The 13,912-nt window shown below is 71.0% G+C and carries 10 protein-coding genes; 2 read left to right on the top strand and 8 right to left on the bottom strand.

What is annotated here, in order from left to right; translation table 11 throughout:
- Positions 1–88 precede the first annotated feature (88 nt).
- Complete coding sequence (locus OG386_RS26090) at positions 89–586, top strand: MarR family winged helix-turn-helix transcriptional regulator (protein ID WP_030008906.1); 498 nt, start codon at positions 89–91, stop codon at positions 584–586.
- Here the strand turns inward: OG386_RS26090 and OG386_RS26085 are convergent.
- From OG386_RS26085 to OG386_RS26065, 5 genes are all read right to left on the bottom strand, one after another.
- Entirely contained in the window at positions 545–1,315 is a 771-nt protein-coding gene (locus tag OG386_RS26085) for a response regulator transcription factor (protein WP_328790138.1), read from the bottom strand. The two genes, OG386_RS26090 and OG386_RS26085, sit on opposite strands and share 42 nt — an antisense overlap.
- Before the next feature lie 499 nt (positions 1,316–1,814).
- Positions 1,815–2,774: a UDP-glucose 4-epimerase GalE gene (galE, locus tag OG386_RS26080; RefSeq protein WP_328790137.1), complete on the bottom strand. Its 960-nt coding sequence runs from the start codon at positions 2,772–2,774 to the stop codon at positions 1,815–1,817.
- 113 nt (positions 2,775–2,887) lie between these two features.
- Positions 2,888–3,580: a response regulator transcription factor gene (locus OG386_RS26075; RefSeq protein WP_328790136.1), complete on the bottom strand. Its 693-nt coding sequence runs from the start codon at positions 3,578–3,580 to the stop codon at positions 2,888–2,890.
- Between the two features lie 143 nt (positions 3,581–3,723).
- The gene (locus OG386_RS26070) at positions 3,724–5,439 is read right to left on the bottom strand and encodes an outer membrane protein assembly factor BamB family protein (protein ID WP_328790135.1); all 1,716 of its coding nucleotides are present in this window, start codon (positions 5,437–5,439) and stop codon (positions 3,724–3,726) included.
- Positions 5,440–5,482: 43 nt separating this feature from the next.
- The gene (locus OG386_RS26065; RefSeq protein WP_328790134.1) at positions 5,483–7,120 is read right to left on the bottom strand and encodes an outer membrane protein assembly factor BamB family protein; all 1,638 of its coding nucleotides are present in this window, start codon (positions 7,118–7,120) and stop codon (positions 5,483–5,485) included.
- 364 nt (positions 7,121–7,484) lie between these two features.
- On the opposite strand from OG386_RS26065, the gene OG386_RS26060 reads away from it, so the two are divergent.
- Positions 7,485–8,852: a hypothetical protein gene (locus OG386_RS26060; RefSeq protein WP_328790133.1), complete on the top strand. Its 1,368-nt coding sequence runs from the start codon at positions 7,485–7,487 to the stop codon at positions 8,850–8,852.
- Between the two features lie 95 nt (positions 8,853–8,947).
- Here the strand turns inward: OG386_RS26060 and OG386_RS26055 are convergent, their stop codons facing one another.
- From OG386_RS26055 to OG386_RS26045, 3 genes are all read right to left on the bottom strand, one after another.
- Positions 8,948–10,576, bottom strand: coding sequence for an outer membrane protein assembly factor BamB family protein (locus tag OG386_RS26055; RefSeq protein ID WP_328790132.1), 1,629 nt, complete (start codon positions 10,574–10,576; stop codon positions 8,948–8,950).
- Positions 10,577–10,646: 70 nt separating this feature from the next.
- The gene (locus OG386_RS26050; protein WP_328790131.1) at positions 10,647–12,449 is read right to left on the bottom strand and encodes an ABC-F family ATP-binding cassette domain-containing protein; all 1,803 of its coding nucleotides are present in this window, start codon (positions 12,447–12,449) and stop codon (positions 10,647–10,649) included.
- A 28-nt stretch (positions 12,450–12,477) separates the two neighbouring features.
- Entirely contained in the window at positions 12,478–13,806 is a 1,329-nt protein-coding gene (locus OG386_RS26045; protein ID WP_328790130.1) for an acyltransferase family protein, read from the bottom strand.
- Positions 13,807–13,912 lie beyond the last annotated feature (106 nt).

Raw genomic sequence — 13,912 nt, 5'->3', positions numbered from 1 at the left:
TCATTTATATCTCGATGTCAAGATACTCGTGATCGAGATACTCGGTATGAAGAGACTTCACATCGACAGACCCCTTACACTGATCGGCATGGAGGACGAGGTCGACCGACTGGTGGCGGCATGGCGGCGGGAGCGCCCTGACCTCGACGTGGAACCGCTCGAGGTACTGAGCCGCGTCAGCAGGCTCGCGCGTCATCTCGACCGGGCCCGCAGGCTGGCCTTCTCCGAGCACGGCCTGGAGCCGTGGGAGTTCGACGTCCTGACGTCGCTGCGCCGCGCCGGCGCGCCCTACCAGCTCTCCCCCGGCCAGCTGTTGACCCAGACCCTGGTCACCTCCGGCACCATGACCAACCGCATCGACCGGCTCGCCAAGAAGGGCCTCGTCGAACGGCTCCCGGACCCCAACGACCGCCGGGGGGTCCTGGTGCGGCTCACCCCCGAGGGCCGGGACCGCGCTGACCAGGCCCTCGCCGGGCTGCTGGCCCAGGAACGGGCGATCCTGGCCCAGCTCTCGCAGAGTCAGCGCGGCGATCTCGCCGGGCTGCTACGCCAGTTGACCGCTCCGTTCGACAACATCCCCGGCTAGGTCGGCCGGCCGTACGCCGGCCCGCCGGGCCAGTGCCACGGCGGCCAGCGTGGAGTGCACCCCGAGCTTGCCCAGCACGTTCTGCATGTGGGTGCGGACCGTGTGCGGGGACAGGAACAGCCGCGCCGCCACGTCCTTGCGGCCCAGCCCCGCCACCATGCAGCGCAGCACTTCGTGTTCCCGCGGGGTCAGCGACTCCACCAGCCGCTCGCTGTCCGTACGGTGCTTGCGCGCCGCGGTCAGTTCCCGGAGCACCCCGGTGAGCAGTGCCGGAGGCAAGTGGGTCTCCTCGCGCAGGACCCCTCGGATCACGGCCAGCAGCCGGGAGAGCGAACAGTCCTTAGCCACCCAGCCCGAGGCTCCCGCCTGGAGCGCGAGGGCGGCCCGGCGGGGATCGTCGCGCTCGGCGAGCACGACGGTGCGGACCCCGGGGTGGGACACCCGCACCCCTGCGACCAGCGCGATCCCGTCCGAGCCGGGCGGCGGCGGTGGCCCGGAGCCGGACTCCCGCTGGGCGGGCACGGCCCCCGGGACCGCGCCGAGATCGGCGTCGACCAGCAGGACGTCGAAGCGACGGCCCTCGGCCGCCGCGCGTTCGAGGCAGCGCAGCGCGGCGGGGCCGCTGCCGGCCGCGGACACGTCCACGTCCGGCTCGGCCGCGAGCGCGGCTGCGAGCGATTCGGCGAAGATGCGGTGATCGTCGACGACGAGAACCCGGATACGAACCACAAAACCCCCAAGGGTAGGGGAACGGACGACGGCGGGTACGGCGCCCGGACCGGGTGATCCGCAGCTGCCCCGGCCGCCGCCGTGACATATCTGCACTACCCCGGACCGGACGACGTACCCGACTTGTCTCGACCCCTGAATCAACACCGGCCCCCACCGGTGTCACGCATCAGCGTAGGGCCGGGGGCCTCCGACGGTTGGCCGAATAGCAGAAGTTTTCCCAGGGATTTTCCGGCGCGGGCGTTCCCAACCTCTTCCGCGGTGGCTGGAAATCGCCCACGCCGAAGGTCCTGATGGCGGTGCCGGTACCGGCGTGTGCCGCGGGCAGTTGCACGGGGGGCATTTCACCCGGCGCGTGCACGCCGGGCGCCCGCGCGCAGCGCCCGTCCGCGGCGCACACCCGACACGCACACGCCCCCCGCACCGATCGGGGTGCGGGGGGCGCGCAGGACCGGGGGAGGTCCGGACGGATACCGGAGCTCCGGAAGGTTCAGGAGGTTCAGGAGGTGTGCGTACGCGCGAAGTTCCACGCGTCCGTGATGATCCCCGTGAGGTCCGGGCGGCTCGGGGTCCAGCCGAGGCGCTCGTGGGCCGTGCGCGCGGAGGCGACGAGCATCGCCGGGTCGCCGGCCCGGCGCGGGGCGACCACCTCGGGGATCTCCCGGCCGGTGACCTTGCGGACGGTCTCGACGACCTCGCGGACCGAGAACCCGTTGCCGTTGCCCAGGTTGCAGATCAGGTGCTCCCCGCCGGTGGCGGCCTGCAGGGCGGCCAGGTGGGCCTCTGCGAGGTCGGCGACGTGGATGTAGTCGCGCACGCAGGTGCCGTCCGGGGTCGGGTAGTCCTCGCCGAACACCGAGATCGACTCCCGCTCGCCGAGCGCGACCTGGAGGACCAGCGGGATCAGGTGCGTCTCGGGCGTGTGGCGCTCACCGAACTGCCCGTAGGCACCGGCCACGTTGAAGTAGCGCAGGGAGACCGCGGCCAGGCCGTGCGCCGCGCACTCCCCCGCGATCATGTGGTCGACGGCCAGCTTCGAGGCACCGTACGGGTTGGTCGGCGCGGTCACCGAGGCCTCCGTCAGCAGGCCCTCCGTCGGCTCCCCGTAGGTGGCGGCGGTGGAGGAGAACACCAGCTTGCGCACGCCCGCCCCGCGCATCGCGGCCAGCAGGGCCAGCGTCCCGCCGACGTTGTTCTCCCAGTACTTGCCCGGGTTCACCACGGACTCGCCGACCTGCGAGGAGGCCGCGAAGTGCAGCACCGCCTCGTAGGAGCCGTCCACGTACCGGGCCGCGTCCTGGATCCGGCCCTCGATGAAGGTGGCGCCCTCCGGGACCCCCACGCGGAAGCCCGTGCTCAGGTCGTCGAGGACGGTGACCTCGTGGCCGGCCTCCAGAAGGTGGGCGGCGACCACGCTGCCGACGTATCCTGCGCCACCGGTTACCAGGTACTTGCTCACTCGCCTACTGCCTCTCGCGCGGGAGCACGCGCGGGTACGTGCGCGTGCTTGGACACTGGCTTACCCGATTCTGCGCTCACGGGGAAATCGGGGGCCCGGCCCCGGCCGGTACGTCAGCCGTGCGCGGCGGTGGACGGCAGCGTGGGCAGCGCCCGGTCCAGCAGACCGGTGCGGGCGGCCAGCGCGGCCGCCTCCAGCCTCGACCCCACGCCCAGCTTCATCAGCACCCGCTGCACGTGCGTACGGGCGGTGCTCGGGGCGATCTCCATGCCCGCGGCGATCAGCCGGGTGTCCTCGCCCTCGGCGACCCGGACGAGCACCTCGACCTCGCGCGGGGTGAGCAGCCGCAGCAGCCGGCTCCCCTCGTCGTCGGGCTGGGCGGCGGGGTTCAGCAGCTCGGCGAAGGCTCCCTGCAGCAGTTGCGGAGCGATCGCCACCTCCCCCGCCCTGGCCTTGGCCAGCGCCCGCTCCACGCCCTCGATGCGCTCGTCCTGGCGTACGTACCCCGAGGCGCCGGCGGCGAAGGCGGCCGCGATCCCGCGCGGGCTGGGCACCGGGCCCAGGACGACCACGGCGATCTGCGGGCGCTCCCGCTTGATGCGGACGACGGGCTCGAAGATCCCCGGCTCGGCGGGGGTGGCGGTACCGAGCAGGCAGACCTCCGGCGCGCGGCTGATGACCAGCTCGGCGGCGCCCGCCGCCGGCGCTGCGGCGGCCAGTACCCGGTGCCCGCGCAGCTTCAGGGCAGAGGCGAGCGCCTCGGCCAGCAGCCGGTGCTCGTCGACCACGACGACCCGTACGCCCATTGAGGAAGCACCCCCCACCCTTCTGACCCGGCAAGCTACACGCTTGTTCGACGGTGCGAGGGCGATACCGCGCAGAAGCCCCCGATCGGTGCGGACCGTTCGGGGGCTCCTGCGCGGTGCCGTACGGGATCGGCGCGGCCCCGTCAGCTCGCGCTGAAGGAGACGAAGAGGTACTCCGGGTCGGCCTTCTCCCCCCACGGCTTGGCGGCGATCCTGCGCGAGATGAAGAACTTGCCGTTGTGGAAGCGGTACTCGGAGTGATCGAACGAGAAGCCGGTCTCGATGCGGTTGCTCGCCTTGTCGTCCGGGTTCGCCATGAGGACGGTCTCCTTCATCGTCCTGCCGTCGATGCTGACGATCTGACCGCCCTTGTCGTACGGGGGGAACTTGTAGGCGATGACGTTCGACCCGTCCATGCGCAGCGGGGACATCGTGAACCGCTCGCCCGCGTCGGCGCGGTCGGTGGTCTGCTTGCCGGTCTCCAGGTCGAAGGAGAGCAGCTCGTTGGTGCGGCTGCCGGAGGCCTGGCCCTGGTGCTCGTACGACGGCAGGTAGATCTTGCCGTTGCCGACCACCATGTTCGAGCACTCCTCGACCTCGGATCCGCACTTGGCGCCGAAGTCTCCGGAGGCGAGCGGGATGCGGGCCTTCAGCTCGCCCTTGGGGTCGACGACGAAGAGGTCGCTGATCTTCGTGCCGTTCTTCGCGGTCTTGCCGACGTCGGCCGCCACGATCAGGGGCTTGGTGGCGACGATGTTCGCGTCCTCGATGCCCGGGGAGAGCTTGTACGAGGCCGTGGGCGCGCCGGTGGCCGGGTCGAGGAGCTGCCCGTACAGCGTGTAGTTGGGGCTCTGGCCGCACTTGCGGATGGCGGCGAGTGCCTCGCCACCGCCGTAGCCGATGTCACGGCAGCCTTCTGCGTCGACCTTGGGCAGCCACAGGGACTTGCCGTCGGTGAGGTTCCAGGCGGCGCCGCCCCCGGAGACGCCGGCCGCGGCGACCGTCTTGCCGCTGAGGGTGACGCTGGAGAACGCGACGGGCTTGTCGCCGCCGGTGGCGCTCTTGGCGTTGCCGGACCAGACGAGCTTGCCGCTCTCCAGGTCGATGACGCCGACCTCGGAGCAGGGGACGGCCCGCTTCTCGGGCGTCGGCTGGGTGGGCTTGAAGATGACCGCCGTCTTGTTCTCGCTGACGTGCGTGGTCGCTTCGCAGAGCTCGCCGGGGAAGGGCAGCTCCCACTTCTTGCCGCCGTCGACGAGGTTGTAGCCGACGACCTTCCCCAGATCGGACTTGGCGTAGGTGGAGTCGGTCAGCCAGGAGCCGGCGACGGAGGCGACGTCGGCGGGGACCGGGCTCGGCAGGTTGAGCAGCGGCTTCGACTTCGGGTTGCCGGGCACCTTCTCGGCGCCGGGCACGTAGTCCTGGGGCTTGTCGTTGCCCGGGGAGGCGCTCGGGTTGCCCTCGGCCTTGTTCCCGCCGCCGTCGCCGGAGGTGTACCAGAGGCCTCCGCCGACGATGAGGGCGATGGCCAGGACGGCCGCGCCGACGATCGTCAGCTGGGTGCGCTTGGCGTTGCCGGCGGCCGCGGCCGGGGCCGCGGGCTGCGGGGCGGGCACGGGGGCGCCGGGGGCCCCGTACGGCGACGGGGTGCCGGGCTGCTGCGGGTAGCCGTAGCCGGGCCCGGTCTGCGGGTACCCGTACGCGGGCTGCACGGCCGGCGGTTGCTGCTGCGCGGGCCCGGCCTGCGGCGCGGCCGGGCCGGACGGCGGCACGGGCGCGCCGAACCCGCCCGGCGGCGGGTCCTGCGGCGCGCCGAAGCCGCCGGACGGCGGCTGGCTGGGGGGCGGCGGGATACTCATCGGTTGCTGTTGCCTCTCGGTGGGCGGCTGCTCGGACGCGTTCTCACTTGCCGAAGGCCATCAGGAGCTTCTCCTCCGTGTCCTGGGCCATCAGTCGGTACGTGGAGATGAAGAAACGCCCGTCCACGTAGTCGATCTTCGGAGAAAAGAAGGTGCTCTCGATCCGGGAGGAGGGGCCCGACGGGTGGCGCAGGAGCACGGTGGGGGCGCCCCCGGCGGCCGGGATCGAGAGGACCTCCCCGCCCTGGTCGTACTCGGCCCGGCAGTAGGCGATCAGCTGGCCGTTCGCGGCCTTGAGCGGGACGATGGTGCGTGCTTCGCCCGCCGGGACGCGCCACTTGGCCTTGCCGGTGGCCAGGTCGAAGGCGACGATCTCGTTGGCCTCGCCGAGGTCGACCGTGGTGGGCAGGTAAAGGGTGCCCGCGTCGACGACGGCGGTGTCGCAGCCCTGTAGGGAGTCGTCGTGGGCATCGCTGCAGTGGATCGAGAACTTGCCCTCGGCGGAGAGCGTGGTGCGCTTCTGGCCGTCGGGGCCGAGGACGACGATGGGCCGCTCCTTCGTGGTCTCGTTCCCGAGGTGGACGACGATCGGGTCGAGGGAGTAGACCCGGCTGACCCCCCAGCCCTTGGGCAGGCGGTTGGTCCAGGTCTTCTTGCCGGTGACCGGGTCGGCGCCCTGGATCTCGACGGTCCCGTCGGCGTCGAAGCAGGTGGCGATGCCGATCAGCTTGCCGCTGCCGGCGGCGTAGCGGCCGGGCACGCAGCCCTCGGTCGGGCTACCGAAGAGCTTGTCGCCGGTGCTGATCCGGAAGGCGGAGGCGCGGGAGAGCCGGTTGACCGCGACGGTGTCCCCGGTCATGACCAGTTCGGCGTCGAGGAACGCGTCGAAGGCGCTCTCCTTGGCCACTTCCTTCGACCAGCCCGCCTTGCCCGTCTTGAGGTCGATCATCTGGATCTGGTTGCATTCGGCGGCGTCCGACTCGCCGTTGCGGTACATGACGACGGCCTTGCCGTCGTCGGTGGTCTTGCCGTTCGTCGTACCGCAGATCTGCTCGGGGAAGTTGATCGTCCACTTCTCTTTGCCGTCGGCGACCGCGTAGCCGGTGATCGTCTTGCCGACGGGCTTGGCGACGGTGTCGCCGACGACCCACTGGCCCTTGCTGGCCACCCCCTCGCCGGGGCCGTTGACCTTGATGGTCTTGAGCCAGAGGACCTTGTCCTCGCCCTGCTTGCGGCCGGCGTTGAAGTCCGCCTGCAGATTTTCGCCGTCGCCCTTGCCGTCGCCCTTGCCGTCGCCGTCGTCCACCGAAGGAGAGCCGGAGGGCTTGGCGTCGGTCGGCTGCTGCGCGACCGGCTTCGCGTCCTCGTCGTCACCGGAGAAGGCCACGTAGCCGACGCCCCCGAGGACCACCGCGGCAGCCACCGCAGCGGCGACCAGCACGATCAGCTTGTTCTTCTTAGGCGACGCCGGGCCCGAACCGGAACCGGGACCGCCCGGGCCACCGGGGCCCGCCGGCCACTGCTGCGCCACGGTCGGCGGCTGCGGCGGGTACGCGGGCTGCTGGGCGTACGGGTTCTCACCCTCCTGCGGGAACCCGTACCCCTGCTGCGGCGGACCGGGCAGGTGCCCGTAACCGGAAGGCGTCGACGGCTGGTTCGGCGGCTGGGGCAGCTCGGTCATCAGCGCACGCTTTCGGCATCAGGAAGTCGGGGAGAATGACCTTTCTATCACTGACAACGCGCATACATCGGGCCGGTCCACCCCCTGTTCCCAAGGGAGGACCGGCCCGTGACGCCGTCGTTATCAGGCCGGTTACCCCCGAAGTCCGGCGGAATCCAGGCCTCCTCGGCCATCCCGCCCCGGCGCGTCGCCAAATCCGCACGGTCCGGGAGGAGTTCGCGAAGCCCTGCGCCGGCCCGGATGACCCGCCTCACCGAAGTCTGACCGGTCTCAGTGAAGTTTGACGGGTCGGACTTCGTCTCATCGGACTTTGACCGTCGGCGAACTCGAGGTCGTGTCGGGGGTGGGGGCTAGGGTGCGGGCCATGGACGCTGCTGATCTTGACCACCGGGCCCGGACGTCGGCGGGCTGCATTTCTTCCCCACTGGTCACCCGCCTTCTCGAACTCGGCCATGAACGGGAGGTGGAGTTCCAGGCGGGGCGCGGGGAGTGGTTCTGCGCGTTGGAGTGGGCGCGGCTGCTCGGCCAACGGCAGCAGTACGAGCAGGCGCTGGAGGTTCTCTCCCCCTACATCGCGACGGGCTGGTGGTCGGCGGCCCGGGCCCGGGCCGAGCTGCTGGAGGGCTGGGGCCGGGCCGAGGAGGCGATCGCGCTGTGCCGCCCGTACGCGGAAGGGGGGGACCGGATGGTTCTGGAGTTCTTCGCGCGCCTGCTGACCCGCCACGGCCGGGCCACCGAGGCGTTCGCGCTGCTGCAGCCCGGGATCGAGGACTGGTTCCTCGCGGAATGCCTGGTCGACATCTCCGAAGCAGAAGACCGTGACGAGGAGGTCGCGGCGCTGCTGGAGGCCCGCGTCGCGGCGGCGGTCCCGGCCTGCGACGACCCTGACTGCGGCAGGCTCCGCCTCGAACCGTCCAACGCCTTCCCCTTGCTCGCCACTATCCGGGAACGGCAGGGCCGGATCGAGGATGCGATTGCCCTGCTACTCCGTCGGGACGTCACGTCGGTCAACGGCCGCGACGCGCTGGCCGACCTGCTAGCCAGGCACGACCGGATCGAGGAACTGCGCGCTTACGCTGCCTCCGAGTACCACGGGCACGCCGCGCAGAGCCTGGCCGAAGTGCTGGAGGAGCGCGGCGACGTGGAAGGAGCGATCGCCGCCTACCAGACCTTCGCTGAAGACTCCGACGGCCTGTGGCGCGTGGCCGTCCCGTTGTCCCAGCTGCTGGCTCGGCATGGTCGGGGCGAGGAGGCGATCGCGGTGATGCGCACCCTCGCCGACCGGCCCGGCGGCGCGGAGGACTGGATCGTCCACACACTGTGCGGCCTGTACACCGATCACGGCAGGGTCCGCGACGGCCTGGCCTACCTCGACGCCCTGAAGGCCCGCCGCGGCGGAGCCGAGGACTGGGAGTTCTTCCAAATGCGGCTTCCCCTCATGGTCGACTGCGGCCTGCTCGACGAAGCGATCGAGCAGGCCCAGGCGCACCCCGAAGGCGACACTTGGTACGCGGCCTGGTCCCTCTCCGGCCTCCTCGCCGGAACCGGCCGCACCAAGGAAGCCGCCGCCGTGCTCGAACGGCACCCCACCTTTAACACCTCGCTCCGTGCTGAACGCCTCATCGATCTCGGCCGCATCAAGGAAGCAGTGCAAGTCCTTCAGCAACCCCCGCAGGCCGCACCGATCGACGATCCTTGGGCCGACTCCTACTCCGCCGAACCACCGTTCTGACACTGCTTCATCAGCCTCGGGCCGCTGGTGGGTGGCGTGATCAAACTTTCTTGAGAATGATCAAACTTCGCTGAGACCGGACACCGGACGCGTGGTCACTTGCCGAAGACCATCAGGAGCTTCTCGTCCTGGCCCTGGGCCCGCAGATGGGTGGACGAGATGAAGAACCGTCCGTCCACGTAGTCCAGCTTCGGGAGGGTGAAGGTCCTCTCGATCGGGGCCGCGGTGCCCGAGGGGTGGCGCAGGAGCGCGGTCGGGGCGCCACCGGCGGCCGGGATGGAGAGGACCTCGCCGCCCTGGTCCTCCTCGGCCTTCCGGTAGGCGACCAGTTGTCCGTTCACGGCCTTGAGCGGGGTGAGCGTGCGCTTGCCCCCGGCCGGGACGCGCCACTTGTCCTTGCCGGTGGTCAGGTCGAAGGCGACGATCTCGTTGGCCTTGCCGGTGCCCGCCGCGGTGGGCAGGTAGAGGGTGTTCGCGTCGACGACGGCCGAGGGGCAGGTCGCCAGGGACCGGAAGAGGCCGGTGTCGCCGCAGCCGACGGCGAAGCTGCCCTCGCCGGCGAGGGTGGCGGTCTGCTTCCCGTCGGGTCCCAGGACCACGATGGAACGCTGCTTGGTCTGCTCGTTGCCGATGTCGATGACGGTCGGGTTCACCGAGTAGATGCTGGTGACCTTGAACTTCGCGGGGAGCCGGTAGGCCCAGCCCTTCGCGCCGGTGACGGGGTCGATGCCGTGCACCTCGGCGGTGGAGTCCTCGTCCGAGCAGGTGGCGAGGGCGATCATCTTGCCGTTGCCGGCCTCGTAGGAGTCCGGGTTGCAGCCGTCGCCCACCGGGCTCGCGAAGAGCTTGTCACCGTTGCTGATCTTGAAGGCGCTGGCGTTGCCGCCGCGGCTGACGGTGACGGTGTCCCCGATCATGGACAGGGTGGGGCTGGTGAAGATGTCGAAGAGCCCCTCCTTGGGCACCTCCTTCGACCAGACCTCCTTGCCCGTCTTGAGGTCGACCACGCGCAGTTGGGTGCAGGAGGTGTTTTCCCCCTCGCCGTCGCGGTACATGACGACCGTCCTGCCCTCAGCCGTGGTCTGCGGGGCGACGGAGCAGATCTGCGCGGGGAAGGGGAGCGTCCACTTCTCCTTGCCGTCGGTGACGGAGTAGCCGGTGAGGTTCCTCCAGAGGCTCTTGACCACGGTGTCGCCGATGACCCACTGGCCGGCGGCGTCGACGCCCATGCCGGGGCCGTCGATCTTGGTGGTCTTGAGCCAAAGCGCCTTGTCCTCGCCCTGCTTGCGGCCGGCGTTGAGGTCCGTCTGCGCACCGCCGCCGTCCCCGTTGCCGTCGCCCTTGTCCACCGAAGGGGAACCGGAGGGCTTGGCGTCGGTCGGCTGCTGCGCGACCGGCTCCGGATCCTCGTCGCCGCCGGAGAAGGCCACGTAGCCGACGCCCCCGAGGACCACCGCGGCAGCCACCGCAGCGGCGACCAGCACGATCAGCTTGTTCTTCTTAGGCGACGCCGGGCCCGAACCGGAACCGGGACCGCCCGGGCCACCGGGGCCCGCCGGCCACTGCTGCGGCACCGTCGGCGGCTGCGGCGGGTACGCGGGCTGCTGGGCGTACGGGTTCTCACCCTCCTGCGGAAACCCGTACCCCTGCTGCGGCGGACCGGGCAGGTGCCCGTAACCGGAAGGCGTCGACGGCTGGTTCGGCGGCTGGGGCAGCTCGGTCATCAGCGCACGCTTTCGGCATCAGGAAGTCGGGGAGAATGACCTTTCTATCACTGACCCGGACCGGCCCCGCTCAGGCCTCTTCGGCCAGTTCCAACCAGCGCATCTCCAAATCGTCGCGGTCCGAGAGGAGTTCGCGCAGCTCCGCGTCGAGCTTGGCCACTTTGTCGTAGTCGGTGGAGTTCTCGGCGATCTGGGCGTGCAGGTTGCCCTCGCGGTCGGACAACTTGTTCAGCTGCCGCTCGATCTTCTGAAGTTCCTTCTTCGCGGCGCGCGAGTCCCCCGAGGCGGTGGACTTCGCGGCGCCCGCGGACTGGACGGGCGCCGGGGCGGCCGCCTCGATCATCCGCTGCCGGCGCTCCAGGTACTCGTCCAGACCGCGCGGCAGCATCCGCAGGCTCGCGTCGCCGAGCAGCGCCATCACCGTGTCGGTGGTGCGCTCGATGAAGAAGCGGTCGTGGGAAATCACGATCATCGAGCCGGGCCAGCCGTCGAGGAGGTCCTCCAGCTGGGTCAGGGTCTCGATGTCGAGGTCGTTGGTGGGCTCGTCGAGGAAGAGGACGTTGGGCTCGTCCATCAGCAGGCGCAGGATCTGCAGGCGGCGGCGCTCACCGCCGGAGAGGTCGCCGACCGGCGTCCACTGCTTCTCCTTGGTGAAGCCGAACTGCTCGCAGAGCTGGCCCGCCGTCATCTCGCGGCCCTTGCCGAGGTCGACGCGGTCGCGCACGCGCTGGACGGCCTCCAGGACGCGCAGCGACGGGTCGAGCTCGCCGACCTCCTGGGAGAGGTAGGCCAGCTTGACGGTCTTGCCGACGATGATCTTTCCGGCGGCGGGCTGGACCTCGCCCTGGGTGCGGGCGGCCTCGGCGAGGGCGCGCAGCAGGGAGGTCTTGCCGGCACCGTTGACGCCGACGAGGCCGACGCGGTCGCCGGGGCCCAGGTGCCAGGTGAGGTGCTTGAGGAGTTCCTTCGGGCCGGCGTGGACGCTGACGCCTTCCAGGTCGAAGACCGTCTTGCCGAGGCGGGCGTTGGCGAACCGCATCAGCTCGGAGGTGTCGCGCGGCGGCGGCACGTCGGCGATGAGCTCGTTGGCGGCCTCGATGCGGTAGCGCGGCTTGGAGGTCCGGGCGGGGGCGCCGCGGCGCAGCCAGGCCAGCTCCTTGCGCATCAGGTTCTGCCGCTTGGACTCTTCGGTCGCCGCGATGCGGTCGCGCTCGGCGCGGGCGAAGACGTAGTCGCTGTAGCCGCCCTCGTACTCGTGCACGTCCCCGCGCTGCACGTCCCACATGCGGGTGCAGACCTGGTCGAGGAACCAGCGGTCGTGGGTGACGCAGACGAGCGCGGAGCGGCGCTCCTGGAGGTGCTTGGCCAGCCAGGAGATGCCCTCGACGTCGAGGTGGTTGGTGGGCTCGTCGAGGATCAGGAGGTCCTGGTCGGCGATGAGCAGCTTGGCGAGGGCGATCCGGCGGCGCTCGCCGCCGGAGAGCGGGCCGATGACGGTGTCGAGGCCCTGTCCGAAGCCGGGCAGGTCGAGGCCGCCGAAGAGTCCGGTGAGGACGTCACGGATCTTGGCATTGCCGGCCCACTCGTGGTCGGCCATGTCCCGGATGATCTCGTGGCGGATGGTCGCCCGGGGGTCGAGGGAGTCGTGCTGGGTGAGGACGCCCATCCGCAGGCCGCCGGACTGGGTGACCCGGCCGGTATCGGGCTCCTCCAGCTTGGCGAGCATCCGGATGAGGGTGGTCTTGCCGTCGCCGTTGCGGCCGACCACGCCGATCCGGTCCCCCTCGGACACGCCGAGGGAGATGCCGTCCAGCAGGGTACGTGTGCCGTACACCTTGCTGACTGCCTCGACATTGACCAGATTGACGGCCATCAGACGCGCTCCAGGGAAAGGGTGTGGATCAGCCCCTCAGCCTAACCCTCCGGGCCGGGGCAGACCGTTCTACGAGATACCAGCCGCCCAGTGCCATCGCGATCGCGGCCGGCGCGGTGACGGGCAGGGCGATCAGCGTGGCGCTGTGCCCGTCGAGCAGACCGCCGAGGCCGGTCATGGACAGGCCCAGGACGCCGAGCAGGCACAGGGTGATCCCGAGGGCGGCGACGGGGCCGCCCGTGCGCCGGGCGGGGGCCGATACGGCGGGCCGGGGCGCCTCGAAGCGGCGGAACAGCGCGACGAGTCCGCTCGTGACCACGGCCGCGGCCAGGATCCGTACCGGCACCTGCGCCCACCAGGCGGCCGTTGCGGGGGCCGGCAGGTCGAAGCCGAGGGCGAGCTGGGCCGCGTACACGCCGAGCATGGCGGTCAGGTGCCAGAGGAAGGCGGTCATGGCGAGGCCGTTGGCCGCGACCACCCCGCGCCAGACGCGCGGGCGGCGCAGCCACGCGGTGGCGGGCCCGGCCGCCAGCTGGACGGCACCGACGAGCCACAGGCCGTGGCAGAGCAGGGCGAGCGTGGGCGGGGCCATGTTGGAGACCTTCTCGCCCGGCATCCCCACCATGGACAGCGGGTACGGGCCGTACGCCACCAGCAGGGCGGCGCAGGCGAGTCCCGCGGCGGCGAGGAGGGCGGGCCTGCGGATGCGGCCGTCGGCGCGCAGGAAGCCGAGCTGGTGGACGGCGAGCCAGACGAGGGCGAAGTTCAGGAACTCCACGTAGGGGACGCCGAGCGCGAAGCGCAGTACGTCGACCAGGGCGGCCGCCGCGGCCAGGGCGGCGAAGGCGGCCCAACCGTGGCGCTCGTGCAGCTTCAGCAGCGGCGGGGTGAAGGCGACCATGGCGAGGTAGATCCCGATGAACCACAGCGGCTGGGTGACGATCCGCAGCGCGGCCCCGGTCAGCGTGCCGCCGCCGTGGCCGGCGAGCTGCACGGCGAGCGCGGCCGCGGCCCAGACCAGGACGAAGACGAGGGTGGGGCGCAGCAGCCGCTGGAGCCGGGCCCGCAGGAAGGCGGCGTAGACGGGACCGTCGGTGCGGCGGGCCAGGGAACGGTAGGACAGGGCGTGCGAGAACCCGCCGACGAAGAAGAAGACGGGCATAATCTGCAGCCCCCAGGTGAGCACCTGGAGGGCCGGCACGAGGGCGAGCAGGTTCCCTATGCCGTCGCTGCTGACGGCTGCCATCAGCCAGTGTCCGGCGATGACGGTGCCGAGCGAGGCGACGCGCAGCAGGTCGACGTACCGGTCGCGGTCGGCGGGGGTGGCCTCGGCCATGGCGCGTGCGCTAGCTGTCATGGGGCCACGGTGTCCCCCGCCGGGTGTCTCCCGACAGGGTGCGGATACTCAACTCCGGCCTAGGTGTATTGATCACGAGCGTTGTTGACACTCGGCAGGTCTTGAA

Origin of the sequence: Streptomyces sp. NBC_00273 (genome assembly GCF_036178145.1) — a bacterium.
Classification (GTDB): Bacteria; Actinomycetota; Actinomycetes; order Streptomycetales; family Streptomycetaceae; genus Streptomyces.
Note: the sequence above shows the minus strand (reverse complement) of the source record. Positions and strands in the feature narration are given on the sequence as shown.

Excerpts from the sequence above, each read along its gene's own strand:
- OG386_RS26070 (WP_328790135.1), bottom strand. The coding sequence starts at position 5,439 with ATGAGTATCCCGCCGCCCCCCAGCCAGCCGCCGTCCGGCGGCTTCGGC.
- OG386_RS26075 (WP_328790136.1), bottom strand. The coding sequence starts at position 3,580 with ATGGGCGTACGGGTCGTCGTGGTCGACGAGCACCGGCTGCTGGCCGAG.
- OG386_RS26060 (WP_328790133.1), top strand. The coding sequence starts at position 7,485 with ATGGACGCTGCTGATCTTGACCACCGGGCCCGGACGTCGGCGGGCTGC.
- OG386_RS26050 (WP_328790131.1), bottom strand. The coding sequence starts at position 12,449 with ATGGCCGTCAATCTGGTCAATGTCGAGGCAGTCAGCAAGGTGTACGGC.
- OG386_RS26055 (WP_328790132.1), bottom strand. The coding sequence starts at position 10,576 with ATGACCGAGCTGCCCCAGCCGCCGAACCAGCCGTCGACGCCTTCCGGT.
- OG386_RS26090 (WP_030008906.1), top strand. The coding sequence starts at position 89 with ATGGAGGACGAGGTCGACCGACTGGTGGCGGCATGGCGGCGGGAGCGC.
- OG386_RS26045 (WP_328790130.1), bottom strand. The coding sequence starts at position 13,806 with ATGACAGCTAGCGCACGCGCCATGGCCGAGGCCACCCCCGCCGACCGC.
- OG386_RS26065 (WP_328790134.1), bottom strand. The coding sequence starts at position 7,120 with ATGACCGAGCTGCCCCAGCCGCCGAACCAGCCGTCGACGCCTTCCGGT.